This window comes from Streptomyces sp. NPDC008125 (assembly GCF_042957125.1).
GTDB lineage: Bacteria > Actinomycetota > Actinomycetes > Streptomycetales > Streptomycetaceae > Streptomyces.
In genome coordinates this window covers 636,880-663,131 of record NZ_JBIBHR010000001.1, presented here as the reverse complement: position 1 = coordinate 663,131, position 26,252 = coordinate 636,880, and the positions used below count along the sequence as shown (strand labels likewise).

13 protein-coding genes, 1 tRNA gene and 2 rRNA genes are annotated in these 26,252 nt (G+C 71.4%); 12 read left to right on the top strand and 4 right to left on the bottom strand.

The genetic code is table 11. The features are described 5' to 3' along the window. The 3 genes from ACFZAX_RS02720 to ACFZAX_RS02710 form a co-directional block, all read left to right on the top strand. Window positions 1–72, top strand: a 23S ribosomal RNA gene (locus ACFZAX_RS02720); the annotation flags it as partial. A gap of 77 nt (window positions 73–149) precedes the next feature. Then, a 5S ribosomal RNA gene (rrf, locus tag ACFZAX_RS02715) occupies window positions 150–266 on the top strand. Between the two features lie 420 nt (window positions 267–686). Then, window positions 687–759: transfer RNA gene (locus ACFZAX_RS02710), tRNA-Thr, on the top strand. 105 nt (window positions 760–864) lie between these two features. Here ACFZAX_RS02710 and ACFZAX_RS02705 read toward each other — a convergent pair. Further along, window positions 865–3,489, bottom strand: coding sequence for a SpoIIE family protein phosphatase (locus ACFZAX_RS02705; protein WP_390958360.1), 2,625 nt, complete (start codon window positions 3,487–3,489; stop codon window positions 865–867). A 488-nt stretch (window positions 3,490–3,977) separates the two neighbouring features. Between ACFZAX_RS02705 and ACFZAX_RS02700 the strand changes: the two genes are divergently transcribed. The 9 genes from ACFZAX_RS02700 (at window position 3,978) to ACFZAX_RS02660 (ending at window position 18,949) form a co-directional block, all read left to right on the top strand. After that, on the top strand, window positions 3,978–9,404 hold the full coding sequence (locus ACFZAX_RS02700) for a HAMP domain-containing protein (RefSeq protein ID WP_390958358.1): 5,427 nt from the start codon (window positions 3,978–3,980) through the stop codon (window positions 9,402–9,404). Between the two features lie 372 nt (window positions 9,405–9,776). Then, on the top strand, window positions 9,777–10,451 hold the full coding sequence (locus ACFZAX_RS02695) for a response regulator (protein ID WP_327178314.1): 675 nt from the start codon (window positions 9,777–9,779) through the stop codon (window positions 10,449–10,451). Window positions 10,452–10,697: 246 nt separating this feature from the next. Continuing rightward, entirely contained in the window at window positions 10,698–13,499 is a 2,802-nt protein-coding gene (locus ACFZAX_RS02690; protein ID WP_390958355.1) for a DNA translocase FtsK, read from the top strand. 251 nt (window positions 13,500–13,750) lie between these two features. Further along, window positions 13,751–14,554 carry a RodZ domain-containing protein gene (locus tag ACFZAX_RS02685; protein ID WP_390958353.1) on the top strand — a complete coding sequence of 268 codons (804 nt, stop codon included), beginning with the start codon at window positions 13,751–13,753 and terminating at the stop codon, window positions 14,552–14,554. A 241-nt stretch (window positions 14,555–14,795) separates the two neighbouring features. Next, a complete protein-coding gene (rimO, locus tag ACFZAX_RS02680) occupies window positions 14,796–16,277 on the top strand; it encodes a 30S ribosomal protein S12 methylthiotransferase RimO (RefSeq protein WP_390958351.1) in 1,482 nt (493 codons plus the stop codon). Continuing rightward, window positions 16,274–17,182 carry a CDP-diacylglycerol--glycerol-3-phosphate 3-phosphatidyltransferase gene (gene pgsA / locus ACFZAX_RS02675; RefSeq protein ID WP_390958349.1) on the top strand — a complete coding sequence of 303 codons (909 nt, stop codon included), beginning with the start codon at window positions 16,274–16,276 and terminating at the stop codon, window positions 17,180–17,182. Before rimO ends, pgsA begins: the two co-directional genes overlap by 4 nt. Then, a complete protein-coding gene (locus tag ACFZAX_RS02670; RefSeq protein ID WP_390958346.1) occupies window positions 17,179–17,688 on the top strand; it encodes a nicotinamide-nucleotide amidohydrolase family protein in 510 nt (169 codons plus the stop codon). The genes pgsA and ACFZAX_RS02670 overlap by 4 nt, the downstream gene beginning before the upstream one ends. A 109-nt stretch (window positions 17,689–17,797) precedes the next feature. Then, window positions 17,798–18,181 carry a helix-turn-helix domain-containing protein gene (locus ACFZAX_RS02665; RefSeq protein WP_390958344.1) on the top strand — a complete coding sequence of 128 codons (384 nt, stop codon included), beginning with the start codon at window positions 17,798–17,800 and terminating at the stop codon, window positions 18,179–18,181. A gap of 297 nt (window positions 18,182–18,478) precedes the next feature. Further along, a complete protein-coding gene (locus ACFZAX_RS02660) occupies window positions 18,479–18,949 on the top strand; it encodes a ferritin-like domain-containing protein (RefSeq protein WP_390958343.1) in 471 nt (156 codons plus the stop codon). Window positions 18,950–19,207: 258 nt separating this feature from the next. Here ACFZAX_RS02660 and ACFZAX_RS02655 read toward each other — a convergent pair whose 3' ends face one another. The 3 genes from ACFZAX_RS02655 to ACFZAX_RS02645 all read right to left on the bottom strand — a co-directional run bounded on the left by ACFZAX_RS02655 (window position 19,208) and on the right by ACFZAX_RS02645 (window position 26,205). After that, the gene (locus ACFZAX_RS02655; protein WP_390958341.1) at window positions 19,208–19,969 is read right to left on the bottom strand and encodes a GNAT family N-acetyltransferase; all 762 of its coding nucleotides are present in this window, start codon (window positions 19,967–19,969) and stop codon (window positions 19,208–19,210) included. 635 nt (window positions 19,970–20,604) lie between these two features. Beyond that, the gene (locus ACFZAX_RS02650) at window positions 20,605–21,408 is read right to left on the bottom strand and encodes a DNA-formamidopyrimidine glycosylase family protein (RefSeq protein WP_390958339.1); all 804 of its coding nucleotides are present in this window, start codon (window positions 21,406–21,408) and stop codon (window positions 20,605–20,607) included. Window positions 21,409–21,528: 120 nt separating this feature from the next. After that, complete coding sequence (locus tag ACFZAX_RS02645; protein WP_390958338.1) at window positions 21,529–26,205, bottom strand: DEAD/DEAH box helicase; 4,677 nt, start codon at window positions 26,203–26,205, stop codon at window positions 21,529–21,531. Window positions 26,206–26,252: the final 47 nt, after the last annotated feature.

Below are 26,252 nucleotides of genomic sequence, written 5' to 3'. Positions count from 1 at the left end.
TTGATAGGCCAGATGTGGAAGCCCGGTAACGGGTGGAGCTGACTGGTACTAATAGGCCGAGGGCTTGTCCTCAGTTGCTCGCGTCCACTGTGTTGGTTCTGAAATAACAACTGCCGTGTTGATATCCGGTTGGTTAAATTTCATAGTGTTTCGGTGGTCATTGCGTTAGGGAAACGCCCGGTTACATTCCGAACCCGGAAGCTAAGCCTTTCAGCGCCGATGGTACTGCAGGGGGGACCCTGTGGGAGAGTAGGACGCCGCCGAACAATTTTTCCGGGAGACCCCCGTGCCTTGTGGCACGGGGGTTTTCTGCGTTTACGGGATATCGCGGCCGTCCCTGCTGGGGGCCGGCAGGCGGCGCGGGTGGGACGGACAGATGGATGGACGTGCGGGCAGACAGGTGTGGACCGGTGAGCAGGCGGTCTCGGCCCGTCGGCCCGGTCCACCCGGCCGTCTCGGTCCACCAGGCCCACCGGGCGGCCCGAGACGGGCCGCGGGAGCGCTTGCTTCCTGTGGCGCGCACCGAGAGCGAGCACCGAGAAGCCTGGGCACGAATACGCGAGAAGCCGACGGCCTGTGACGGGTTCTGACGGGTTCTCATGACTGTTCGGGTCCCGCGTGGCAGGTGGTTCTGGAGACCCCGGAACTGGGGTATGCTTATCTCGTTGCACAGCAGAGCGCAGCAAGCCCCAATAGCTCAGTCGGTAGAGCGTCTCCATGGTAAGGAGAAGGTCTGCGGTTCGATTCCGCATTGGGGCTCAGTGAAGAAGAAGGCCCCCACCATTCGGTGGGGGCCTTCTTGCTTTCCGAACCCCTCCCGATCCTTCCCGGGCCGCCGAAAGGCGGCCCGGGGCAGTTTCCGGATCAGATGGTCTGCGGCTCCGGTACGCGCATGGCGAGGATGGCCATGTCGTCCGAGGCCGGTTCGGCCGCGAACCGCTCCACGGCCCGCAGGACCCGTGCGGCCACCGCACCGGCCGTCAGCCCTGTGCAGTTGGCCAGGACCTCCGCCAAGCCGTCGTCCCCGAGCATGCGGGTCCCCTCACGGCGTTCGGTGATGCCGTCCGTGACACAGAGCAGGACGTCACCCGGGGCGAGCGTGACCTCCTCCTCGTACAGCTCCAGGTCCTCGATGACGCCGAGCAGAGGCTGAGGCTCGGCGGCTGCCTGGACGGTGCCGTCCTGACGGAGACGCAGCGGCAGGGGGTGGCCGGCGCACACGACCTTCAGGAGGGCGCTGCCGTCCTCCTGGGGACGCAGCTCGCCGTACAGGAGGGTGAGGAAGCGGCTGCGGGAACCCTCGTCGAGGATGGCCGCGTTGAGCCGCTCCAGTACCGCGGGGCCGCCGAAGCCCTCGCGGGCCAGCAGACGCAGGGCGTGCCGGGCGAGGCCCGTGACGGCCGCGGCTTCGGGGCCGGTACCGCACACGTCGCCGATGGCGAAACCGTAGACACCGTCACGGATCGGGAAGACGTCGTAGAAGTCGCCGCCGACCTCGTTGCCCTCGCCGGCCGCGCGGTAGATGACCTCGATCTCGACGTTCGGCACCACCGGCTGGCTCGGGGGCAGCAAGCTGCGCTGGAGCGCCTGGCTGATGGCCGTCCGCTCGGAGTAGAGGCGGGCGTTGTCGAGGGCGAGAGCGGCCCGGCGGGACAGGTCCTCGGCGAGCTCCAGGATCTCCTGGCGGAAGTGGTCGTCCGACGGTTTCCCCAGCGTCAGCATGCCGATGACGCGGTTGCGGGCGACGAGGGGGAGTACGACCGTCTCCCCACCCACCGCGGCGGCCGTGGCGAGGGTGGTGCGGGTGGAGTTCGCCATGCTCAGCGGGGCGTCGTCGCTCAGGCTCCGCATCGACGTGCGCAGCGCGGCCTCGTGGGCTGCCTTGGTCGGGGCGCCCCACACCCGGGCGCCCGGGGAGGGCACCGGCTCGGGCGGATCGATGCGGGACAACAGGGCCTTGAGCCCGTCGATCAGATCCTCGTCCTCGTGCAGGACGTAGGAGAGGAACGGCTCCGAAGCGGGGTCGGCGATGGTGTAGACGGCGCACCAGGTGGCGAGGGTCGGGACGGTCATCTGGGCCATGAGGGCCAGGGTCTGGTCCCGGTCCAGCGTCCCCGCCAGCAGGTCGGACGCCTCGACGAGGAAGGAGAGAGAGCCTCTGCGGAGCCGTTCCAGCTCGCCCAGACGGGCCGACTCGACGGCGAGCGCGATGCGGTCGGCGGCGAACTGGAGGCGCAGGGCCTCCTCGTTGGTGTACCGGCCCGCCGCCTCGGCCGCGACGCCCAGTGATCCGGTGAGCCGGCCCTCCACCTTCAGCGGGACCGTCACCACCGAGCGCATCCCCGTGCCGCCCAACAGCGGAACGGCACCTTCCACGGCCGTCAGGTCCTCGTGGACGGCCGGCATCCGGGCGGAGCCGTAACGGCCCGCTCCCGCCTCGACGGGGACCCGGGCGAAGCGCTGGCGGGCGGACGGCAGCCCGGTCGTGGCACGGACCTCGAGTTCGGTCTCGTCGTCCGTGGCCAGCAGCAGGAAAGCGGCGTCGGCATCGAGCATGTCCCGCGCGCGCTCCACGGTGCGCTGGAGCAGGCCGTCCAGGTCGTCGGGGGCGGGGGAGCCGATGAACACCTCGAAGGGGTCCGCCGAGCGGCTCTCGCCGGTGTCGGTGACCGGGGCCCGCACCGGGCTCTGCAGCACCGCGCGCTCGTCGTCACGGACCATCAGGCAGACCGTGGACGGAGTGCCCCCGGTGTCCCGGACCCGCAGGTGCGAGGCGTAGACGGGGACGACCCGGCCGTCCGCGCACCGGAAGCCGTAACTGCCCTCCCAGCGCGAGAGCTGGAGGGCCGCGACGATGCCGGTGCTGGTGCCGGGGGTCTGGGGCCAGGCGGCGAACTCGGTGAGCTGCTTGCCGACGACCTGCTCGGGGGCGTACCCGAAGAGGAACGAGGCGTCCTCGTTCCAGGAGGCCACGGCACCGGACATGTCGGTCTGCACGACGGCGACCCGGATGCGCCGGTCGGCGACCGGCAGACTCTCGACGGGCAGCAGCGGACCGGCGGAGCGGATGCCCACCGGCCGGTCGGGCAGATCCAGCTGGAACCAGACGTGTTTGCGCGTGGGGGTGTACTCCACGCCCCAGCGGGAGGCCAGTGCGGCGCAGAGCAGAAGCCCCCGGCCGCTCTCCCGGTCGGGGCTGCCGAAGTCGACCGCGGTGCTCAGGAGCGGGACTTCACGCTCCGGGTAGTGGTCGGCGACCTCGACGCGTACGCCGTCCTCCGCGCGCAGGCAGAGGACGTCCGCGGCGGTGCCCGCGTGCACGACCGCGTTGGTCACCAGTTCGCTGGTCAGCACGACGGCGTCGTCGATGACGTCGGTGTAGCCCCATCCCTGGAGCGTGTCCCTGACGAAGGCACGGGCTGTCGCTACCGAGCGACCGGCCGGCTCGAAGGTGGCGGCCGCCCGCGCGGTGATCACTGCACTCCCCATATGGTGTCGCGTCGCTTCCCCGAGTCCAGTGCCCGTATCTCGCAGCTTCGATTCGCCCCGACAGCTGTCCCGCGGTCCCTGGCGGACGCGCGACGAACCACCGGACGGCCCTCAGCCAGGCTAGACGCTCGCCGGGGCCGCCGGGTACACGAGGCCGGACTTCACCCCGGACGAGCGGAATGGGCGTACGCGGGCGCGCGGGAGGGGCTCCGCCGGGATACCGCCCGGTGTGACGGCGGGGTGGAGCGGGTGTCGGTGGGGTGACGAATCCCATCGGTGCCCGCGGGCGGGCTCCGGCCTGGTACGTTTCAAGGATTTGGCGTTTCCATGGGCACCCGTCGACGGTGTGCTGTGGCGGTGAGGTAGCTCGGAACTGGGAAGGCTCCCAGAATAATCCCGAGCGAAACGGTCAACCCTGCGGGAGGGACACGGTGGAGTCTGACGTGGCGGCGCGGGGTTCAAGCACGCGTACAAGAGGCGGACAGCCCGTGAAAAAACAGCGCCAAGGAACCGTCGAGGTGGACGCGGCGGCTCTCAGCAGACTGCTCTCCGCCCTCCTCGCGATGCGCGACGGCAACTTCCGCAGGCGGCTCACCGTCTCCGGGGACGGACCGCTGACGGAGATCGCGGCCGTCTTCAACGAGGTGGCCGACCGCAACCTCCACCTCACGGGTGAACTCGCGCGTGTCCGGCGGGTTGTCGGCCGCGAGGGCAAGCTCACCGAGCGGCTGGAGACGGGAGCCTGCGAAGGTTCCTGGGCCGCCGCCATCGACGCGTCCAACGAGCTGGTCGACGACCTCGCGCGGCCCGTCTCCGAGGTCGGCCGGGTGCTGTCCGCGGTGGCCGACGGCGACCTCGACCAGCGGATGGAGCTGCGCTCCCACACCGCGGACGAGACGGTACGGCCGCTGCGCGGCGAGTTCCTGAAGGTCGCCCGTACGGTCAACAACCTGGTCGACCAGCTGTCGGCGTTCACCGAGCAGGTGACGCGGGTCGCGGTCGAGGTGGGTACCGAGGGCAAGCTGGGCGGCCAGGCGCAGGTGCGCGGCATGTCCGGTTCCTGGAAGGACCTCACGGACTCCGTCAACACGATGGCGTACCGGCTCACCGCCCAGGTGCGAGACATCGCGCTGGTGACGACGGCGGTGGCCAAGGGCGACCTGTCGCGCAAGGTCACGGTCCACGTGGCCGGGGAGATGCTCCAGCTGAAGAACACCGTCAACACGATGGTGGACCAGCTCTCCTCGTTCTCCTCGGAGGTCACGCGGGTCGCCCGCGAGGTCGGCACCGAGGGCGAGCTCGGCGGACAGGCCACCGTGCCGGGTGTCGCCGGGGTGTGGAAGGACCTCACCGACTCCGTCAACACCATGGCGGGCAACCTCACCAACCAGGTGCGCGGCATCGCCGAGGTCACCACGGCGGTGGCCAACGGCGACCTGTCGCAGAAGGTCACCGTGAGCGCGCGCGGCGAGGTCGCGCAGCTCGCCGAGACGATCAACCAGATGACCGAGACGCTGCGCACCTTCGCGGACGAGGTGACCCGGGTCGCCAGCGAAGTCGGCGGCGAGGGTCTGCTCGGCGGCCAGGCGCAGGTGCCCGGCGCCGCGGGGACGTGGAAGGACCTGACCGACTCGGTCAACACCGTCTTCCGCAACCTGACCACCCAGGTGCGCGACATCGCCCAGGTGACGACGGCGGTGGCCAGCGGCGACATGTCGCAGAAGGTCACCGTCGACGTGGCCGGCGAGATGCTGGAGCTGAAGAACACCGTCAACACGATGGTGGACCAGCTCCAGTCCTTCGGTTCCGAGGTGACCCGGGTCGCGCGGGAGGTCGGCGTGGAGGGCCGGCTGGGCGGCCAGGCCGAGGTACCCGGCGCCGCCGGCACGTGGAAGGACCTCACCGACTCCGTCAACACGGCGTTCCGCAACCTCACCGGACAGGTGCGGGACATCGCCCAGGTGACGACCGCCGTGGCCAACGGCGACCTCTCGCAGAAGGTCACCGTCGACGTGGCCGGCGAGATGCTGGAGCTCAAGAACACCGTCAACACGATGGTGGCGCAGCTGTCCTCCTTCGCCGACCAGGTGACCCGGATGGCCCGCGAGGTCGGTACGGAGGGCATGCTCGGCGGCCAGGCACGCGTCGACGGCGTCTCCGGTACGTGGAAGGAACTCACCGACTCCGTCAACTTCATGGCGGGGAACCTCACCGACCAGGTACGCCAGATCGCCCAGGTGACGACGGCGGTGGCGCGCGGTGACCTGTCGCAGAAGATCGACGTGGACGCGCGCGGCGAGATCCTGGAACTGAAGAACACCATCAACACGATGGTCGACCAGCTCTCCGCCTTCGCGGAACAGGTGACCCGGGTCGCCCGCGAGGTCGGTACGGACGGGCGCCTCGGCGGCCAGGCGCAGGTGCCCGGCGTGGCCGGAGTGTGGCGCGACCTGACCGACTCGGTGAACGGCATGGCCGGCAACCTCACCGCCCAGGTCCGCAACATCGCGCAGGTCGCCACGGCGGTGGCGCGCGGTGACCTGTCGCAGAAGATCGACGTGGACGCGCGCGGCGAGATCCTGGAGCTGAAGAACACCCTCAACACGATGGTGGACCAGCTCTCGAACTTCGCCGAGCAGGTGACGCGGGTGGCCCGCGAGGTCGGTACGGAGGGCATCCTCGGCGGTCAGGCCGAGGTGCAGGGGGTCTCCGGTACGTGGAAGGACCTCACCCAGTCCGTGAACGGCATGGCCAACAACCTCACCCTCCAGGTGCGGAACATCGCCGAGGTCACGACCGCGGTGGCCAAGGGCGACCTGTCGAAGAAGATCACCGTCGACGCCAAGGGCGAAATTCTCGAACTCGTCACGACCGTGAACACCATGGTCGACCAGCTGATGAACTTCGCCGACGAGGTCGCCCGGGTGGCCCGTGAGGTGGGTACCGAGGGCATCCTCGGCGGCCAGGCCCGGGTGCGCGGCGCGACGGGCATCTGGAAGGACCTCAGTGACAACGTCAACCTGATGGCCAACAACCTGACCAGCCAGGTGCGGAACATCTCCCGGGTCTCCTCGGCGGTGGCCAACGGCGACCTGACGAAGAAGGTCACCGTCGAGGCACGGGGCGAGGTCGCCGAACTGGCCGACACCGTCAACACGATGGTGACGACGCTCTCCTCGTTCGCGGACGAGGTGACCCGGGTGGCCCGTGAGGTGGGTACCGAGGGCATCCTCGGCGGGCAGGCGCGGGTCCCGGGGGTGTCGGGGACCTGGAAGGACCTCACCGAGTCCGTGAACTCGATGGCCTCCAACCTCACCGGACAGGTGCGGCAGATCGCGACCGTCACCACGGCCATCGCCAAGGGCGACCTGACCAAGAAGATCGACATCGACGCGCAGGGCGAGATCCTGCAGCTCAAGGACACCATCAACACGATGGTCGACCAGCTGTCGTCCTTCGCCGACCAGGTGACCCGGGTCGCCCGCGAGGTGGGTACGGAAGGCCAACTCGGCGGCCAGGCGCGGGTGCGGGACGTCGACGGCACCTGGCGCGACCTCACCGAGTCGGTGAACGAGATGGCGGGCAACCTCACCCGGCAGGTGCGGGCCATCGCGGCCGTGGCCACCGCGGTGACGCGCGGCGACCTGAACCTCAAGATCGACGTGGACGCGGCCGGCGAGATCCAGGTGCTGCAGGACAACATCAACACGATGATCGCCAACCTGCGCGACACCACCCTCGCCAACAAGGAGCAGGACTGGCTGAAGGGCAACCTCGCCCGGATCTCCGGCCTGATGCAGGGCCGACGCGATCTGGACGACGTCGCCTCGCTGATCATGAGCGAGCTCACCCCGGTGGTCTCGGCCCAGCACGGCGCGTTCTTCCTGGCGATGGGCGCGGGCGACAACGACGAAGTGGGCGCGGACAGCAGCGCCGAGGGCGCGTACGAGCTCCGGATGCGCGGCAGTTACGGCTACTCGGCGGGCTCCATGCCGACCTCCTTCCGGCCCGGCGAGTCACTCATCGGCGAGTCCGCGGCGGAGCGGAAGACCATCCAGCTGGACCACGCGCCGCCCGGATACCTGAAGATCTCCTCCGGACTCGGCGAGGCGCCCCCGGCCCATGTGATCGTGCTGCCGGTGCTCTTCGAGGGCAAGGTCCTCGGGGTGATCGAGCTGGCGTCCTTCCAGCCGTTCACCCAGATCCAGCGGGACTTCCTCAACCAGCTCGCCGAGATGATCGCGACGAGTGTCAACACCATCAGCGTCAACACCCGGACCGAGAAGCTGCTGGAGCAGTCGCAGGAGCTCACCGAGCAGCTCCGCGACCGCTCGGAGGAGCTGGAGAACCGGCAGAAGGCCCTCCAGGCCTCCAACGCCGAACTGGAGGACAAGGCCGAGCTGCTGGCACGGCAGAACCGCGACATCGAGGTGAAGAACACCGAGATCGAGGAGGCCCGGCAGATCCTGGAGGAACGCGCCGAACAGCTCGCCGTCTCGATGCGCTACAAGTCCGAGTTCCTGGCGAACATGTCGCACGAGCTGCGCACTCCGCTCAACTCCCTCCTGATCCTTGCCAAGTTGCTCGCCGACAACGCCGAGGGCAACCTCTCCCCCAAGCAGGTGGAGTTCGCCGAGACGATCCACGGGGCCGGTTCCGACCTGCTCCAGCTGATCAACGACATCCTCGACCTCTCCAAGGTCGAGGCGGGGAAGATGGACGTCAGCCCGACCCGTATCGCGCTGGTCCAGCTGGTCGACTACGTGGAGGCGACCTTCCGGCCGCTCACCGCGGAGAAGGGGCTCGACTTCTCCGTACGCGTCTCGCCCGAACTGCCCGCCACCCTGCACACCGACGAGCAGCGGCTGCTCCAGGTGCTGCGCAACCTGCTCTCCAACGCGGTGAAGTTCACCGACAGCGGGGCGGTGGAGCTGGTGATCCGGCCGGCCGGACCGGACGTGCCGAACGCCATCAGGGAGAACCTGCTGGAGCAGGGCATGCTGCGGGACTCCGACGATCTGATCGCCTTCTCGGTCACCGACACCGGGATCGGCATCGCGTCCAGCAAGATGATGGTGATCTTCGAGGCGTTCAAGCAGGCGGACGGCACCACCAGCCGCAAGTACGGCGGGACGGGCCTCGGCCTCTCCATCAGCCGGGAGATCGCGCGGCTGCTGGGCGGGGAGATCCACGCGGCGAGCGAGCCCGGCCGCGGTTCCACCTTCACCCTCTACCTTCCGCTGCGCCGCGGTGAACTTCCCGCCCAGGGGCACCCGCAGGGGGGTTCCGGCGCCTACGAACCGCCCTCCGGCACCGGGGAGTACACGCCCCCGGCCGACTCCGCGCCGCTGGGCGACCCGGCCAACTCGGCGGGGGTGTTCCGGCGCCGGCGCCAGGCGCTCGGCGATCAGCGCCGCCGTCCGGAGCTGCCCGCACCCAACCGGCCCGGGACCGGGGCGGTTTCGGACGCGGAGAGCGCGGCGCAGGAGGACTGGGTCCAGGCCGCGCAGACGCCGGAAACCCGGAAGTCCTTCAGGTTCCGCGGCGAGAAGGTGCTGATCGTCGACGACGACATCCGTAACGTCTTCGCTCTCACCAGCGCCCTGGAGCAGCACGGCCTCTCGGTGCTCTACGCGGAGAACGGACGCGAGGGCATCGAAGTGCTGGAGCAGCACGACGACGTGGCGGTCGTGCTGATGGACATCATGATGCCCGAGATGGACGGGTACGCGACGACGACGGCGATCCGGCGGATGCCCCAGTTCGCGGCTCTGCCGATCGTCGCGCTGACCGCGAAGGCCATGAAGGGCGACAAGGAGAAGGCACTCGACTGCGGTGCCTCCGACTACGTCACCAAGCCGGTCGATCCCGACTACCTGCTCGGCGTGATGGAGCGCTGGATGCGCGGGGAATGACGCGGCCACGGGGCGGCGGCCGGCTTCGGCCGGTACCGCCCCGTCGGAGGCCCGGGCCCGGCGCGGGTGCCGCCCCTGGGCGGGGCCCGGCCGCGTCCCGGGGTGCCCGCGGCGGGGGAGGCCCGGCAGGACTCCGGTGCCGTCCCGGGCGGAGGGTCCCGCGCCGCCTTCCCGGGAGAGGTGTGGAGGCGCTCCGTGCCGGGAACCTTCTGAACTCCCGCCGCGTTCTTGTTGTGTGCACAGTGACATCGCGGTGACAGGGTGTGGCGGCGGCCGGGGTGCGGCTACGATGACCGGCACAAGACGGACGGCGATACGGAGCCGTCCCCTGGGGCGGCACCCGGTGCGACGCCGGAATGAGGAGGGCGGGCCATGATGCAGAAGGCCAAGATCCTCCTGGTCGATGACCGGCCGGAGAATCTGCTGGCGCTGGAGGCCATCCTCTCTGCGCTGGATCAGACGCTGGTGCGGGCATCGTCAGGGGAGGAAGCGCTCAAGGCGCTGCTCACGGACGACTTCGCGGTCATCCTGCTCGACGTCCAGATGCCGGGCATGGACGGTTTCGAGACGGCGGCGCACATCAAGCGCCGTGAGCGGACGCGGGACATCCCGATCATCTTTCTCACCGCCATCAACCACGGCCCGCACCACACCTTCCGGGGATACGCCGCCGGCGCCGTCGATTACATCTCGAAGCCGTTCGACCCCTGGGTGCTCCGCGCCAAGGTGTCGGTCTTCGTCGAGCTGTACATGAAGAACTGCAAGCTGCGCGAGCAGGCGGCCCTGCTGAGGGCCCAGCTCGACGGTGGGCGGTCGGGTGAGGACCGGGAGCCGGCCGGGTTGCTGGCCGAACTCTCCGCGCGTCTCGCCGCGGTGGAGGAGCAGGCGGAAGCGCTCTCCAAGCAGTTGGACGACGAGTCCGCCGACGCGGCGGCCGTCGCCACGGCGGCGCATCTCGAACGCAAGCTGACGGGTCTGCGGCGGGCGCTCGACGCCCTGGAGCCCGGTACGAACGGCGCCACCGGCATTTTGCCGTCACCGAACTGACAGCCCGGCACCGGCAGACCGGTGCGGGGCGGTCCGGACGGGAACGGACGGACCGGGGCGGGCGGTCACGGGGCTGACGGCGTGCGGAACCAGTGCTGCTGGTCAGCTCCCCACTGCCCCCAGGGCCGCCGTTCAACCCTCCCGCGCGAGTGAGACGGCGTCAGTTTTGCGCCGCTGCAAGGCGACACGGTCGGGTGAACCCGACGGGCACGTGTCCCGACGCGTCGACACCGGTAACCTCGGCGCATGGCCTCACGTACGTCCGGCAAGGGTTCCCAGAGCTCGGCGGGCACCGCCCAGAGTGCCGGCCGTACCCCGGGGCCGGCGAGAAAAGCAGCGCCCGCGAAGAAGGCGCCGGCCGGGAAAGCGGCGCCTCCGCGCCGGGCGCCCGCCAACAGGGTGCCCGTCAAGAAGGGGGCGGCCAGAAGGCCCGCGCCGAAGCCCGCCGCGTCCCCCACCAACGGGGTCGTCCGGCTGGTGCGTGCCGTCTGGCTCGGCACGGCGCACGGTGTGGGTGCCATGCTCCGTTCGATAGGGCGTGGTGCCAAGGGGCTCGACCCGGCCCACCGCAAGGACGGGCTGGCACTGCTGCTGCTGGGGCTCGCGCTGATCGTCGCCGCGGGCACCTGGTCGAATCTGCGCGGACCGGTCGGTGACCTCGTCGAGATGCTGGTGACCGGGGCCTTCGGACGACTCGACCTCCTCGTACCGATACTGCTGGGCGCGGTCGCCGTGCGGCTGATCCTCTATCCGCAGAAGCCCGAGGCCAACGGACGCATCGTCATCGGTCTCTCCGCTCTGGTCGTCGGCATCCTCGGGCAGGTCCACATCGCCTGCGGCAGCCCCGGCCGGGGGGACGGCACGCAGGCCATACAGGACGCCGGCGGCCTGATCGGCTGGGGCGCCTCCACCCCGCTGGTCTTCGCGATGGGTGATGTCCTCGCCGTACCGCTGCTGCTCCTGCTCACGGTGTTCGGCCTCCTCGTCGTGACGGCCACGCCCGTCAACGCGATTCCGCAGCGGCTCCGGCTGCTCGGGACGAAGCTCGGCCTCGTGGACTCGCCGGCGGCGCGCGAGGACGGCTACGAGGACTATGCCGACGACGAGCGGTACGACGACCAGTGGCGCGAGGCGCTGCCCGGCCGGACACCCGGCCGCCGCCCCGGAGGGGTGTACGACCCGGACGGCGCGGAGAACGAGGCGCCGGCCCAGCGCCGCAGGCCCCGTCGGCAGACGGCGCAGCCCGGTGCGAACCGGCCGATGGACGCCGTCGACGTGGCGGCGGCAGCCGCCGCCGCGCTGGACGGAGCGGTGCTCAACGGCATCTCGCCCTCACCCGTCGTCGCGGACCTCACCCAGGGGGTCCACGGCGACCGGGACCACACCGGGGAGCGGACCGGCACCCCCGTTCCCGGGGCGCGCGGGTCCCGGTCCGCCGGGGAGGCGGGCAAGGAGCGGACCGGCCGCAGGCCCGCCGGTGCGCCGCCCGCCGGCGTACCGGACCTGACCAAGCCCGCGCCGGAGCAGACCCGGCCGCTGCCCGCCCGGGCCGAGCAGCTCCAGCTCTCCGGCGACATCACCTACTCGCTGCCCTCCCTCGACCTGCTGGAGCGCGGCGGCCCCGGCAAGACGCGGAGCGCGGCGAACGACGCGGTCGTCGCCTCGCTGACCAACGTCTTCACGGAGTTCAAGGTCGACGCGGCCGTCACCGGCTTCACCCGGGGCCCGACGGTCACCCGGTACGAGGTCGAGCTCGGGCCGGCGGTGAAGGTCGAGCGGATCACCGCGCTCACCAAGAACATCGCCTACGCCGTCGCCAGCCCCGACGTCCGGATCATCTCGCCGATCCCCGGCAAGTCGGCGGTCGGCATCGAGATCCCGAACTCCGACCGGGAGATGGTCAACCTCGGTGACGTCCTGCGGCTCGCGGACGCGGCCGAGGACGACCACCCGATGCTGGTCGCGCTCGGCAAGAACGTCGAGGGCGGCTACGAGATGGCCAACCTGGCGCAGATGCCGCACGTGCTGGTCGCGGGGGCGACCGGCTCCGGCAAGTCGTCCTGCATCAACTGCCTGATCACCTCGATCATGGTCCGGGCCACCCCGGACGACGTGCGCATGGTCCTCGTCGACCCCAAGCGGGTCGAGCTGACCGCGTACGAGGGCATCCCGCACCTGATCACACCGATCATCACCAACCCGAAGAAGGCCGCCGAGGCGCTCCAGTGGGTGGTGCGGGAGATGGACCTGCGCTACGACGACCTCGCGGCGTACGGGTTCCGGCACATCGACGACTTCAACCACGCGGTGCGCGACGGCAAGGTGAAGGCGCCCGAGGGCAGCGAGCGGGAGCTGTCGCCGTACCCGTACCTGCTGGTGATCGTCGACGAGCTGGCGGACCTGATGATGGTCGCGCCGCGCGACGTGGAGGACTCCATCGTCCGCATCACCCAGCTCGCCCGGGCCGCCGGTATCCACCTGGTGCTCGCGACGCAGCGGCCCTCCGTCGACGTCGTCACCGGACTGATCAAGGCCAACGTGCCCTCCCGGCTGGCGTTCGCCACCTCCTCGCTCGCGGACAGCCGGGTCATCCTGGACCAGCCCGGCGCCGAGAAGCTCATCGGAAAGGGTGACGGGCTGTTCCTGCCGATGGGGGCGAACAAGCCGACCCGTATGCAGGGCGCCTTCGTCACCGAGGAGGAGGTCGCCGCCGTCGTCCAGCACTGCAAGGACCAGATGACCCCCGTCTTCCGTGAGGACGTGGTGGCCGGGACCAAGCAGAAGAAGGAGATCGACGAGGACATCGGCGACGACCTCGACCTGCTCTGCCAGGCCGCGGAACTCGTCGTCTCGACGCAGTTCGGCTCGACCTCGATGCTCCAGCGCAAGTTGAGGGTCGGCTTCGCCAAGGCCGGAAGGCTCATGGACCTGATGGAGTCACGGAACATCGTCGGCCCCAGCGAGGGGTCGAAGGCCCGTGACGTGATGGTCAAGCCCGACGAGCTGGACGGGGTGTTGGCTCTCATCCGCGGGGAAACCGCTCCCTGAGGCCGGCCGCTCCCGGAGGTCACGGAAGCATCGCGGAATCCTCTTGGCCCAAGGGCGGGGGCAACCGTTTCCTCCGGTCGTACGTCAAGTTCAAGTGGAGGGTACGGCCGTGGCCGCTCCCGCGGTACGGCCCAAGGGGTTGTCCGTCGGGCCCGATGGCGTACAAAGTCGTCGCGCCCGGTTGCCCCACCCTTTCGTACCCCCCCTAGACTGAACATCCAGCAGGTGGCTCACGCTCGAAAGGCGCCCCCGTGTCCATCGGCAACTCCCCCGAAGACGACCGGCCTTCGATCGGTCGTGTGCTTCAGCAGGCTCGTATCGCCGCAGGTCTGACGGTCGACGAAGTCAGCGTTTCCACCCGGGTGCGCATCCCCATCGTGCACGCGATCGAGGACGACGACTTCTCGCGCTGCGGCGGAGACGTCTACGCGCGCGGTCACATCCGCACTGTCGCCCGCGCCGTCGGCATCGATCCGGAACCGTTGGTCCAGCAGTACGACGCCGAACACGGCGGCCGTCCCGTGCCCACGCCCGCGGCTCCGCTCTTCGAAGCGGAACGCATCAGATCCGAACCCCGGCGTCCCAACTGGACCGCGGCCATGGTCGCGGCCATCGTCGCCGTCGTCGGGTTCGTCGGCTTCACGCTCTTCCACGGTGAGGACGACGGAACCAGCACCGCACACGTGGCCGAGGGCTCCACGCCCGACAAGACGGCCACCGCCAAACCGACCCCCACCAAGCCCGCCGACCCCAAGCCCGTGCCGTCGGAGAGCGCCATCGCGGCGGCTCCGCTGGACAAGGTGACGGTCAAGCTCAGCGCCACCGAGGGCAAGAGCTGGATCTCCGCCAAGGACCACAGCGGGCAGATCCTCTTCGACGGACTGCTCCTCCAGGGCCAGTCGAAGACGTTCCAGGACGAGGAGCGCGTCGACCTCGTCCTCGGCAACGCCGGATCCATCGACCTCTTCGTAAACGGCAAGAAGGTCCAGGACCAGTTCGAACCCGGACAGGTCGAGCGGCTTTCCTACGCGAAGGGCGACCCCGAGGCGGGCTGAGAAGCCCCGTCTCCCGTACGACTCCGCCCTCCTCACGGGCACCCAGCCGCACCACGACGAGCGCCCGGCCAGTCGCCGGGCGCTCGTCGCGTTCCGCCGCCATCCCGGTACCGGGCGCTCGTCGCGTTCCGCGCGCCCCGACACCCGGCGGCCGTCGCGTTTCCGGGTGGCCGGGGTGACGTTGGGTAGCGGGGAACCCTGCGCGGCGGGAGGCCCGCCGCGACAAAGTAGTCTTGATGCCATGCCCGAACGCCGTACCGTCGCCCTCGTCACTCTTGGCTGCGCCCGTAACGAGGTGGACTCGGAGGAGCTTGCAGGCCGCTTGGCAGCGGACGGCTGGGAGCTCGTCGAGGACGCCTCCGACGCGGATGTCGCCGTCGTCAACACCTGCGGCTTCGTCGAAGCCGCCAAGAAGGACTCCGTCGATGCCCTCCTCGAAGCCAACGATCTGAAGGATCACGGCAGGACCCAGGCCGTCGTCGCGGTCGGCTGCATGGCCGAGCGCTACGGCAAGGATCTTGCCGAGGCCCTGCCGGAAGCCGACGGAGTCCTCGGTTTCGACGACTACGCCGACATCTCCGACCGGCTCCAGACCATCCTCAACGGCGGCATCCACGCCTCCCACACCCCGCGCGACCGGCGCAAGCTCCTCCCGATCAGCCCCGCCGAACGGCAGGACGCCGCAGTGGCCCTGCCCGGGCACGCGCAGGAGATCGCCCCGGCCCCCGCCGACCTCCCGGAAGGCGTCGCTCCGGTCTCCGGGCCGCGCGCCCCGCTCCGCCGCCGCCTGGGCACGAGCCCCGTCGCCTCGGTGAAGCTGGCCTCCGGTTGCGACCGCCGCTGCTCCTTCTGCGCCATCCCTTCCTTCCGCGGCTCCTTCATCTCCCGCCGTCCCTCCGACGTGCTGGGCGAGACCCGCTGGCTGGCCGAGCAGGGCGTCAAGGAGGTCATGCTGGTCTCCGAGAACAACACCTCGTACGGCAAGGACCTCGGCGACATCCGCCTGCTGGAGACCCTGCTGCCCGAGCTCGCCGACGTCGACGGCATCGAGCGCATCCGCGTCAGCTACCTCCAGCCCGCCGAGATGCGCCCCGGACTGATCGATGTCCTGACCTCCACGCCGAAGGTCGCCCCGTACTTCGACCTGTCCTTCCAGCACTCCGCCCCCGGCGTGCTGCGCGCCATGCGCCGCTTCGGCGACACGGACCGCTTTCTGGAGCTCCTGGACACCATCCGCTCCAAGGCCCCGCAGGCCGGCGCGCGGTCCAACTTCATCGTCGGCTTCCCCGGCGAGACCGAGGCCGACCTGGCCGAGCTGGAGCGTTTCCTCACCGGCGCCCGGCTCGACGCCATCGGCGTCTTCGGGTACTCCGACGAGGAGGGGACCGAAGCGGTCGGCTACGAGAACAAGCTGGACGCCGACACCATCGCCGAGCGCCTCGCCCACATCTCCCAGCTCGCCGAGGAGCTCACCTCCCAGCGCGCCGAGGAGCGGGTCGGGGAGACGCTGCAGGTGCTCGTCGAGTCCGTGGAATCCGAGGAGGACGGGCCGGTCGCCATCGGCCGCGCCGCACACCAGGCACCCGAAACGGACGGCCAGGTGGTCTTCACCACACGCGAAGGCCTCGTCCCCGGCCTTATGGTCGAGGCGAAGGCAGTGGGCACCGAGGGAGTCGACCTGGTGGCCGAACATCTCGCAACACTCTCGGAGGCGGCCAGATGACGGGAGCCCCGGCATCCGCGACAGGCGGTTCCGGCGCGACGCCGGTCCGCGGCGGCAAGCTGGGCACCGCGGCCGTGAACCAGGCCAGCCTGTGGAACATCGCCAACATCCTCACCATGATCCGGCTGCTGCTCGTGCCCGGCTTCGTGATGCTGCTGCTGGCCGACGGCGGCTACGACCCCGCCTGGCGGTCCTTCGCGTGGGCGGCCTTCGCCGTCGCGATGATCACGGACCTGTTCGACGGGCACCTCGCGCGGACGTACAACCTGGTCACCGACTTCGGGAAGATCGCCGACCCCATCGCCGACAAGGCGATCATGGGGGCCGCGCTGATCTGTCTGTCGTGGCTGGACGACCTGCCGTGGTGGATCACCGGAGTGGTCCTCTTCCGTGAGCTGGGCATCACGCTCATGCGGTTCTGGGTGATCCGGCACGCGGTGATCCCGGCCAGCCGTGGCGGCAAGATGAAGACGCTGGCCCAGGGAACGGCCGTCGGGATGTACGTCCTGGCACTCACCGGGCCCCTGGCCACCTTCCGCTTCTGGGTGATGATGGTCGCCGTCGTGCTGACGGTGGTCACCGGACTCGATTACGTACGCCAGGCGGTCGTGGCGCGCCGCAAGGGGCTCGCCGCCGAGCGGGTCGCGGCGCTGGAGGCGGCCGTCCTGGCGCTGGACCCGGAGCACGCGGAGACCGTCGCGGTCGCTCCGACGACGGCCTCCAAGGTCTCCACGGCCCCCGCGGTCGCCCCGACCGGTGCAGCTCCGGCGGTCGCTTCCGGTGCGTCCCCCGCGATCGCTCCGGCCGCTGCCGCCGGGGGTGCGAGCGTCGACGCGGCCGCAGTGGCCGGCGGCGAGACACATCCCGGAGCAGTGGTGGGCGACCCCGCCGAGGCCGAGAGGTGACCCTCGCGGCCCGGGTGGTGCGGCAGCTCGCCGAGCGGGGGGAGACCCTCGCCGTGGCCGAATCGCTGACCGGTGGCCTGGTCGCTGCCGAAATCACCTCCGTGCCGGGCGCCTCACGCTCCTTCCGCGGCTCCGTGACGGCCTACGCGACGCCCTTGAAGCACGAACTGCTGGGGGTCGATCCGGCGCTCCTCGCGGAGCGCGGGGCCGTGGACGCCGAGGTCGCGCGCGGTATGGCCACCGGCGTGCGCCGGGCGCTCGGTGCCGACTGGGGCATCTCGACGACCGGGGTCGCCGGCCCCGAACCGCAGGACGGTCAACCCGTGGGTACCGTCTTCGTCGCGGTCGCGGGACCCCGCGGGGTCGGTAAAGTCTGCGCACTGCGGTTGAACGGCGAGCGGACGGACATCCGTAGAGAGAGTGTGCTCGGCGTCCTTGAGCTGCTCTCCGGCGAACTCGCAGAAAATGCGGGGGCACAGGATACGGAACAGAACGGGGGGAATTGATGTTTGCAGCCCTGAGAGAACACGACATCGCTCCCCGCACGGCCGCAGCGCTAAGCGGTACGGTGGGGCGTGAAGGATGCGGCTACGCGGTCCGAGGAGGGAGCCACCGATGATTCTGCTCCGTCGCCTGCTGGGTGACGTGCTGCGTCGGCAGCGCCAGCGCCAAGGCCGTACTCTGCGCGAAGTCTCCTCGTCCGCCCGGGTCTCGCTCGGCTATCTCTCCGAGGTGGAGCGGGGGCAGAAGGAGGCATCCTCCGAGCTGCTCTCCGCGATTTGCGACGCGCTTGACGTACGGATGTCCGAGCTCATGCGTGAAGTGAGCGATGAGCTGTCACTCGCCGAACTCGCCGAGTCGGCAGCAGTCAGTGATCCGGTCCATGTGCCGGTGCGCCCCATGCTCAACTCCGTCTCCGTGGCATCGGTGGCGGGTGTACCGGCGGGACGGGTGACGATCAAGGCGCCCGCGGAAGCGGTGGATGTCGTCGCCGCCTGACCCGCACGGTCCGGTGTGACGGAACCCCGGTCGGCCCTTCCGAGGGCAGGCCGGGGTTCCGTCGTGTACGGGAGCGGGCGAGGGCGCGGGCGGCGCGACGGGTTCACGGGCTACGGGGGTGTGCGCGGCGGTTCGCGGGGCAGACGGAGAGCGAGGCTGCGGATGGTCGCTTTGTCAGCTTCTGTGCCATCGTGGATGGCGTGCTGACCGCGGCTGTCGAACCAGCCGACGAAACCGTCGGCGCGACAGGGCAGGGCTTCGGCGCCCGGTCCACCGCCGACAGAACGGAGAGAGTGCATGTCTGTCGTCAAAAGCCCGCTTTCCGACGCCGACCTCAAGACGGTGGGCGAGTCCCTGCAGGGCGCCCTGGTCGATCTGGTCGACCTCTCGCTGGCCGCGAAGCAGGTCCACTGGAACGTCGTCGGCCCGCGCTTCCGCTCCGTGCACCTTCAGCTCGACGAGGTCGTGGACACCGCGCGCCAGCACTCCGACACGGTGGCCGAGCGCGCCTCCGCCATCGGGGTCAACCCGGACGGACGGTCCGCGACCATCGCCCGGACGACCGCCATCAACGTCGTGCCGGACGGCTGGATCAAGGACGTCGACGCGGTGAAGGTCCTGGTGGACGCGTTGGAGATCGTGATCGGCCGGATGCGGGAGCGCATCGAGGTCACCGCCGACCCGGATCCGGTGAGCCAGGACCTCCTGATCGCCGTGGCCGCCGACCTCGAGAAGCATGCCTGGATGTTCCAGGCGGAGAGCGCCTGAGCCGGTCGGGGGCGAGCGGAACCCTTCTTCCGGAACGCCGGACGGCTCCCCGACCCACCGAAGAGCAGTCTTCAAGGCCGCAGAACGAGAACAGCCCCGTTGCCGGGTGATCCGGTGGCGGGGCTGTCCCGTGTGCGGGGCCGGTGCCCACGGTTCCAGGTTCTGCCCACGGTTCCAGGTTCGGAGGGGCGCGGCGTTCGTCCTCGCCGCCACCCCGGGGGAACTCGCCGTCACCCCCGGAGGAACTCGCCCCCGCTGTCACCCCCGGAGGAAGGCGTGGCTGCGGCCGATCCCGGTGAACCCTCGGCGGACGTACCAGGCGCGCGGCCAGTCGGTCTCGTCCGCCACGAGGAAGAGCCGGGGGACACCGGCAGCGGCGGCCAGCGCCAGGCCGGTGGCGAGCACGGTGTCGCCGTGACCCCGGCCGCGATGCGGCTCGACGGTCACCAGGTCCTCCAGTTGGGCCAGCCCGGAGGACCGGTCGAGATAGAGGTCGGCCCAGGCCGCGATCTCACCCTCCGGTGTCCGGGCGGCGAGGAAGAGCACCTCCGCCGCCCCACGCAGCCGGGCGGTGCGACGGTCGGTGAGCTGCCGGGCGAGTTCCCGGTCCTGGAACCAGAGCAGTTGCTGGTCGAGGAGCGCGTCCCGCAACCCGGCCAGTGCGACCGGTCGCGCGGCGGTGTCCGGCAGCACGCAGCCGGCCGTCTCCCGTGTCAGCACCACATGGGTGTCCCGGTGGTAGCCGGCTGCCGCCAGCGCCGGGGTGGCCCGCTCGCCGAGCGCGTCGTCCAGCACGGAGATCCGGTACTGCTCACGTGGCCCGAGGCTCCGCTCGGCCTGTTCGGGCAGCGCCACCGGATCGGCGTCCGGTGTGTCGACGATCAGTTGGTTGTGCTCCTGGGAAAGGGGGAAATCCGGGTCGCGGACGGCGAAGGCGCCGGGAAGCCGGATGGTCTCGGCGGCCTGGCGCCGGGCGAAGGCGGCGCGGAAGGCGGTCACGCGCTCAAGCGGATGCGGCATCCCGCCATGGTCGGTCCGCCCGGGGCGGGGGGCCAGGGCTTTTCTCCCCCCGGCGCCTCTCCGGGCGGGCCCGCGGGAGGTGGAACGGGTCCGGCTCTGGATGCAGCGCGGCCGGTCCCGGGGCAGACTGCCGGACAGAGGCCCGACCGGCGGGCCGGTCCCGGCGTCCGGTTCGTCCCGGGCCATGGCCGGGGTGGTCGGCCGGAGGAGGCCGCAGTGATACGGAGACGGGTGCGGCCGGTCCTGATGTCCGCCGGACTCCTGATATGCGGCGGGCTGTGGTGGTGGGCCGTGTTGCGGCTCGTCCTCGTGCCGGGGCAGACCGGAACGCTGGAGGGCACGGTGGTGGCGGGCGGCTGGGGCCTGAGCCTGCTGCCGGTCCACGTGACGGCGGCCGGAACGAGAAGCCGGGCTCCCCGGTACGACGGGTCCATATCCGGCCGGCCGTTCCTCCGGTACGCGCGCCGATGGTGGACGGGGAGGCGTGGGGTACCCAGTCGGGGACGGCCGGGCAACGGGGTTCGCGGGAGGCGGCCCGACCGGTGAGATCCGGTGGCGGGCCCCGGGGGGCGAAATGCCGGCAAGCGGGGGTTGGCCGGCGGCACGGGGCCGGTGGGCCGACCGGCGGGAGGCGGTCAGTACGGGGTGGGGCCCGACTGGCAATGGGGACACCAGTACGTGGGGCGGTCGTCCTGGTCCGCCTTGCGGACGGGGGTACGGCAGCGGAGACAGGGGCGACCCGCGCGCCCGTAGACGTACACCGGTTCACGGGTGCGGCTGAGGGCCGCGATCCGCCCGGTGGTGGTGCGGGTCGAACTGTCGCGGTTCGCGTCCAGCAGCCGCGCGGCGGCGCCCACCAGCCGGGGGAGGAGGGGGCCGGGCAGCTCGCCCACCGGAAGCCAGGGGGTGACGCGCGCCAGGAAGCAGAGCTCGCACTTGTAGACGTTGCCGATCCCGGCCAGATTGCGCTGGTCGAGCAGCGCCTCGCCGAGTGGGCGGTCCGGGGCGGCGAGCAGGTTCTCCACGGCCCTGTCCGCATCCCAGTCGGGACCCAGCAGGTCCGGGCCCAGATGCCCCACCACACGGTCCTCGTCGGCGGTGCGCAGGAGCTCCAGTACCGGGAGGCGGTAGCCGACGGCGGTGTGCTCGGTGTTGCCGAGGACGGCCCGGATTTCGTACGCCGGACCGCCGCGCCACCGCTCCCCGGGGGCGAAGATCCGCCAGGCGCCGTCCATCCGCAGATGGCTGTGGAGCGTGAGGCCGCCCTCCAGACGGGCGAGGAGGTGCTTCCCCCTCGGGGACACGTCGAGGACGGTGCGGCCGGTCAGGTCGGCGGTGGCGAACCGGGGCACCCGCAGATCGGCATGGGTGAGGACTCTCCCGGCGAGAGCGGCGTCAAGTCGCTTCGCCGCCCGCGCGACCGTGTCTCCTTCGGGCATGCCTCCATCATGCGGCAGTGGCAGTGGCAGTGGCAGTGGCAGTGGCAGTGGCAGTGGCAGTGGCGGCGCGGCGTCGGTGCGGGGGGCTCGGCTGCGCTCGGGCCGCCGCCGGCCGCCCGGTCAGGCGCGCAGCCGCATCCCCTTGGGGGTGGCCAGGAAGCCCGCCGTCTCCAGCACCCGGCCCACCGGCGAGGTCAGCGAGGACACGCCGTTGGTGCGCTCCACCGTGACCGTGCCGAGGGACCCCGCCTTCGCCGCCGCCGCGAGCGCCTCGGCCGCGGCGCGCAGCGCGGGGTCCTCGGGGTCGGAGGGCCAGGCCAGCAGGGATTTGCCGCCGCGCTCCATGTACAGCGTCAGCTCCCCGTCGACCAGCACCACCAGGGCGCCCGCCTTGCGGCCCGGCTTGTGACCGGCGCCGTCCGGGGACTCGGGCCAGGGCAGCGCCGCGCCGTAGGCGTTGGCCGGGTCGGCCGCCGCCAGCACCACGGCGCGCGGCACGCTCCCCGGGTCCCGGCGGTCCCGGGCCGTCGACGCCGCCCGTAGCCGGTCCACGGCACCGTCCATCGCGAACTGCGCGGCCCCGAGCCCCTCCACGACGTAACCGCGCCTCGCCTGCCCGTTGTCCTCGAAGGCGGCGAGGATGCGGTACGTGGCGGAGAAACCACCCTCCACGCCCTCTGCCTGCACTGCGCCCCGGGTGACCACGCCGTGCCGGTCCAGCAGGGTGCGGGCCAGCGCGTGGGCGCGGTGGGTGGGCTCGGGCTCGCTCGCCGGCAGCAGCGCCCACCGGCCGGAAACGGTCGGTGGGCCCGTCCGGGAGGCCGGGCGGGCGGACGCGGTGAGCGAGCCGTACCGGCCGCGCGGCACCGAGCGCCTGGCCCGGTGCGCGGTCGATCCGGCCGTACGCCCCGACCCGAGGAGCGAGCGCAGCGGCGCCAGCGTGTCGTTGGTGAGCCGCCCGGACCAGGCGAGGTCCCAGAGCGCGTCGGCCAGCTGTGCGTCCGAGGCGGCCGGGTGCGTGGTGGCGCGGACCTGATCGGCGATCTGGCGGAAGAAGAGGCCGTAGCCGCCGCGGAGCGCGGTCAGGACCGACTCGTGCAGCGCGGTCAGCTCCAGCGGGTGGGGCGGCGGCAGCAACAGCGGGGCGTTGTCCGCAGGGTAGAGCGCGAGCCAGCCGTCCTTGCCGGGGAGGGCGCCCGCCCCGGCCCAGACGACCTCGCCGGTCGTGGTCAGCTCGTCCAGCAGGGCGGGGGTGTAACCGGCGACCCGGCTCGGCAGGATCAGCCGCTCCAGCGCGGAGGCCGGAACCGGCGCGCCCTGCAACTGCTCGACGGCCCGGGCCAGCCCGTCGATGCCCCGCAGACCGTGGCCGTCCAGGTGCTGCCACTGCGGCAGGAACGTCGCCAGCGCGGCGGGCGGCACCGGCTCCAGCTCATGGCGGAGCGCCGCCAGCGAGCGGCGCCGCAGTCGGCGCAGGACAGTGGCGTCGCACCACTCCTGTCCGATGCCCGCCGGATGGAACTCGCCCAGCACGACCCGCCCCGAAGCGGACAGACGCTGCAGCGCACCCTCCGTCACCGCCGGACCGAGGCCGAAGCGCTCCGCCGCCCGCGCCGAGGTGAACGGGCCGTGCGTACGGGCGAACCGGGCGAGGAGGTCCCCCAGCGGGTCCTTCACCGGCTCGGTGAACGCCTCGGGCACCCCGACCGGGAGGGCGGTGCCCAGCGCGTCCCGCAACCGGCCGGCGTCCTCGACGGCCGCCCAGTGGTCGGCGCCCGCGATACGGACCCGCAGGGCCCGGCGGGCCGTCTCCAGCTCGGGTGCCCAGGACGGCTCCGCGCCGCGCTCGGCCAGCTCCGCCGGAGTGAGCGGGCCGAGGACCCGCAGCAGGTCGGCGACGCCCTCGACGTCCTTGACCCGGCGCTCCTCGGTCAGCCACTGGAGCTCCCGCTCCAGCTCGGTCAGGACGTCGGCGTCGAGCAGCTCGCGCAGCTCCGCCTGGCCGAGCAGCTCCGCCAGCAGGTGCGAGTCGAGCGAGAGGGCGGCGGCGCGCCGTTCGGCGAGCGGCGAGTCGCCCTCGTACAGGAACTGGGCGACGTAACCAAAGAGGAGGGAGCGGGCGAAGGGGGAGGGTTCGGTGGTGGTCACCTCCACGAGGCGGATGCGGCGGGCTTCGAGGTCGCCCATGAGCTCGGTCAGGCCCGGTACGTCGAACACGTCCTGGAGGCACTCGCGCACCGCTTCGAGGACGATCGGGAACGACCCGAACTCGGAGGCCACTTGGAGCAGCTGCGAGGCGCGCTGGCGCTGCTGCCACAGCGGGGTGCGCTTGCCTGGGCTGCGCCGGGGCAGCAGCAGGGCCCGCGCCGCGCACTCCCGGAAACGCGAGGCGAACAGCGCCGACCCGCCCACCTGGTCGGTGACGATCTGCTGGACCTCGCCCTTGTCGAAGACGACGTCGGCGGCGCCCACCGGCGCCTGCCCGCTGTCGTAGGCGGCGTCCGGGAGCATGAGGCCCCGGTCGGTGTCCGTGCCGTCGCCGGAACCGCCGGAACCGCCAGGTGCGTCGAAGTCGAGCAGATCGAGGCTCATCAGGTCCGCGTCCGGCAGCCGGAGCACGATGCCGTCGTCGGCGTGCATGACCTGGGCGTCCATGCCGTACCGCTCGGCCAGGCGGGCGGAGAGGGCGAGCGCCCACGGGGCGTGCACCTGCGCGCCGAACGGGGAGTGCACCACCACCCGCCAGTCGCCCAGCTCGTCCCGGAAGCGTTCGACGAGGACCGTCCGGTCGTCCGGGACGTGGCCGCAGGCCCGCCGCTGCTCGTCGAGGTAGGACAGGATGTTGCCGGCCGCCCAGGCGTCCAGACCGGCGGCGAGGAGCCGGAGCCGGGCGTCCTCCTCGGAGAGCCCCCCGACCTCCCGGAGGAACGCGCCCAGCGCGCGGCCCAGCTCCAGCGGGCGCCCCAGCTGGTCGCCCTTCCAGAACGGCAGGCGTCCCGGCACCCCCGGGGCGGGGGAGACCAGCACCCGGTCGCGGGTGATGTCCTCGATCCGCCAGGACGTGGTGCCGAGCGTGAAGACGTCCCCGACCCGGGACTCGTACACCATCTCCTCGTCGAGCTCGCCGACCCGGCCGCCGCCCTTCTTGGGGTCCGACCCGGCGAGGAAGACGCCGAACAGCCCCCGGTCCGGGATCGTGCCGCCGGAGGTGACGGCGAGCCGCTGCGCCCCGGGCCGCCCGGTCACCGTGCCCGCGACCCGGTCCCAGACCACGCGAGGGCGCAGCTCCGCGAAGGCGTCCGAGGGGTAGCGGCCCGCCAGCATGTCGAGCACGGCTGTGAACGCCGACTCCGGCAGCGACGCGAACGGCGCGGCGCGGCGGACGAGAGCCAGCAGGTCGTCCGCCTGCCGGGTGTCCAGCGCCACGATCGCCACCAGCTGCTGCGCCAGCACGTCCAGCGGGTTCGACGGGACGCGCAGCGCCTCGATGGCGCCCTCGCGCATCCGCTCGGTGACCACGGCAGCCTGCACGAGGTCGCCCCGGTACTTCGGGAAGACCACGCCCGTCGACACGGCCCCCACCTGGTGGCCCGCCCGGCCCACCCGCTGGAGGCCGGAGGCCACCGAGGGCGGGGACTCGACCTGGATCACCAGGTCCACGGCGCCCATGTCGATGCCGAGCTCCAGGCTGGACGTGGCGACCACCGCCGGCAGCCGGCCCGCCTTGAGGTCCTCCTCCACCTGGGCCCGCTGCTCCTTGGAGACCGAGCCGTGGTGCGCCCGGGCCAGCAGGGCCGGAGCGCCCTTCGCGCCGCCCGATTGAGCCATGAGCTCGGCGGGTGAGTGGGCCTCCGGCATGGCCTCGCCGGTCGCGCGTTCGTACGCGATCTCGTTGAGCCGGTTGCAGAGCCGCTCGGCGAGGCGCCGGGAGTTGGCGAAGACGATCGTGGAGCGGTGCGCCTGGACGAGGTCGGCGATCCGCTCCTCCACCTGAGGCCAGATCGACGGTTTGTCGCTCTGGTCGGCACCGCTGTCGGGGGCCGGTGAGCCGCCCAGTTCGCCGAGGTCCTCGACCGGTACGACCACGGAGAGGTCGAACTCCTTGGCCGAGGCGGGCTGCACGATCTCCACCCGGCGCTGCGGCGAGAGGAACCGCGCCACCTCGTCGACCGGCCGGACCGTGGCCGACAGCCCGATCCGGCGGGCGGGGCGAGGGAGCAGCTCGTCGAGCCGTTCCAGGCTGAGCGCGAGATGGGCGCCGCGTTTGGTGCCGGCGACGGCGTGCACCTCGTCCAGGATCACCGTCTCCACCCCGGCGAGGGCGTCCCGTGCCGAGGAGGTCAGCATCAGGAAGAGCGACTCGGGGGTCGTGATCAGGATGTCCGGCGGCTTCGTCACCATGCTCCGGCGCTCCGCCGGAGGCGTGTCACCCGACCGGATGCCGACCCGGACCTCCGGCTCCGGCAGCCCCAGCCGCACCGATTCCTGGCGGATGCCGGTCAGCGGCGAGCGGAGGTTGCGCTCCACGTCGACGGCGAGGGCCTTCAACGGGGAGATGTACAGGACGCGGCAGCGCTTCTTCGCTTCCGCGGGGGGCGGTACGGAGGCCAGCTGGTCGAGGGAGGCGAGGAAGGCCGCCAGGGTCTTGCCGGAGCCGGTCGGTGCCACGACCAGCACGTCCGACCCCTCCGCGATCGCGGACCAGGCGCCCTCCTGCGCTGCCGTGGGCGCGTGGAAGGCACCCGCGAACCAACTGCGGGTCGCGGGCGAGAACGAGTCCAGGGCAGAGCCGACCATGCCCACCATCGTGCACCCCGCCACTGACATCGGCCGGTGCACACGGG

Bases quoted from the DNA above. Each gene is read 5' to 3' on its own strand.
- ACFZAX_RS02705 (WP_390958360.1), bottom strand. From the start codon at position 3,489: ATGGGGAGTGCAGTGATCACCGCGCGGGCGGCCGCCACCTTCGAGCCG.
- ACFZAX_RS02695 (WP_327178314.1), top strand. From the start codon at position 9,777: ATGATGCAGAAGGCCAAGATCCTCCTGGTCGATGACCGGCCGGAGAAT.
- ACFZAX_RS02690 (WP_390958355.1), top strand. From the start codon at position 10,698: ATGGCCTCACGTACGTCCGGCAAGGGTTCCCAGAGCTCGGCGGGCACC.
- rimO (WP_390958351.1), top strand. From the start codon at position 14,796: ATGCCCGAACGCCGTACCGTCGCCCTCGTCACTCTTGGCTGCGCCCGT.
- pgsA (WP_390958349.1), top strand. From the start codon at position 16,274: ATGACGGGAGCCCCGGCATCCGCGACAGGCGGTTCCGGCGCGACGCCG.
- ACFZAX_RS02665 (WP_390958344.1), top strand. From the start codon at position 17,798: ATGATTCTGCTCCGTCGCCTGCTGGGTGACGTGCTGCGTCGGCAGCGC.
- ACFZAX_RS02660 (WP_390958343.1), top strand. From the start codon at position 18,479: ATGTCTGTCGTCAAAAGCCCGCTTTCCGACGCCGACCTCAAGACGGTG.
- ACFZAX_RS02655 (WP_390958341.1), bottom strand. From the start codon at position 19,969: ATGCCGCATCCGCTTGAGCGCGTGACCGCCTTCCGCGCCGCCTTCGCC.
- ACFZAX_RS02650 (WP_390958339.1), bottom strand. From the start codon at position 21,408: ATGCCCGAAGGAGACACGGTCGCGCGGGCGGCGAAGCGACTTGACGCC.
- ACFZAX_RS02645 (WP_390958338.1), bottom strand. From the start codon at position 26,205: ATGGTCGGCTCTGCCCTGGACTCGTTCTCGCCCGCGACCCGCAGTTGG.